Source organism: Microbacterium umsixpiens (assembly GCF_053543675.1).
The window spans coordinates 26901-28252 of the sequence record NZ_JBLVOH010000104.1 but is presented as its reverse complement, the minus strand read 5'-3'; the positions used below and the strand labels follow the sequence as shown (position 1 = coordinate 28252).

The following is a 1352-nucleotide window of genomic DNA, read 5'->3' as shown; positions in this document are numbered from 1 at the left end:
ACGCCCTGAGGGTTCCTGGACAGGGAGAGAACAATGGCAGGCGAACGACAGGCCCGACTCGCGGATCGTATCCGCGTGATCCTCGCCGAGCGGCTGGAGAAGGGGCTGCGCGATCCGCGCCTCGGCTTCGTCACCATCACCGACGTCCGTGTGACCGGTGACCTTCAGCACGCATCGGTGTTCTACACGGTGCTGGGCACGGAAGAAGAGCGCATCGCCAGCGGTGCCGCGCTCACTTCGGCGACCGGCATGCTGCGCAGCGAGGTCGGGCGGCAGCTGAGCACCCGTCTGGTGCCCACGCTCGAGTTCATCCCGGATGCCCTCCCGGAGAACGCGGACCATATCGGTGCGCTGCTCCGCGAGGCACAGCAGCGCGATGCCGACGTCGCGAAACTCGCGTCCTCCGCATCTCACGCCGGCGACGCCGATCCGTACCGCACGGAGGACGACCCGGAGTGATCGCCGTTTGATACGCTCGGCTTCGCGGGAACGCTTCCGTGAAGCTGGGGGAACGGCATCGAGGGTACGGGTACACAGGGGGCTCTCTTCGTCGCGCCCGCCGCGTTGGGCGTGTTGCTGGACGAGCTCCTGGAGCTCGACCTCGGCTGTGTGCCGCACGTGCTCGCCCGTCTCGCTGCCGAGCTGGACGCGGATTCTCCGACGATCCGCGAAGTCGCCGAGCGCCTGTCAGCGGACCAACGCCACGGTCGGCTCCCGCTGCCCAGCCCGCTCCCGCTCGTGCCCTCGATCGTGCGGAGATTCGACGCCACGCAGTTCGATGACAGGGATCGCGAGCTGCTGACGGCGCTCTCCGTCTGCCTGGACGGTGGACTCGACGCCCTCCTCGAGTTCGACGGCAGGTCGGCGGCCGCGATCGCCGCCGCTCCGGTGGGGGAGCACATCCGGGTGCATGCCGGCCACTCGCGCTTCGCCGATCCCCGTCTCTCCATCTGGATCAGAGCCACCACCGGCACCGCAGCCATCGCCGGTGTCCACGAGCGGCTGAGCGCGATCTTCCGCCGTCGGGGTGACCGGGTGAGCGAGGGTTGGCACCGCGCTCGCGCGTCCCTCGAGGCGGCTCCCGAGACCGCGGTCGAGCTGACGGTCATCGCGCGACAGCTCAGTGAGGCCGGCCACCCGGAACGGGCGCTGCTGCTCGCGAGAGAGGCGGCGGAACATGCTGTCGGCGGAGCCCGCGAAGAAGCGCATCTCGTGGCGGGCGCTTCGGCCGTCGGCGCCGGCTTCGCTGCGGAAGCGGTCGCGTGGTTCGGCGGTCTGTACCCGCACGCGGCGGAGCGTCGGCGGCTCCAGGCCCTCGGCGGTCTGTTCGTCGCGCAGGCATTCGAGCAGGG

2 protein-coding genes are annotated in these 1352 nt (G+C 70.3%); both read left to right on the top strand.

Features of this window, described 5'->3' with window-relative positions:
• Positions 1–33 precede the first annotated feature (33 nt).
• Positions 34–459 (top strand): 30S ribosome-binding factor RbfA, encoded by a 426-nt coding sequence (rbfA, locus tag ACNPM4_RS10725; RefSeq protein ID WP_105709755.1) that lies wholly within the window; start codon positions 34–36, stop codon positions 457–459.
• A gap of 105 nt (positions 460–564) precedes the next feature.
• A partial coding sequence (locus ACNPM4_RS10720; RefSeq protein ID WP_448985670.1) for a hypothetical protein occupies positions 565–1352 on the top strand: 788 nt, incomplete at its 3' end.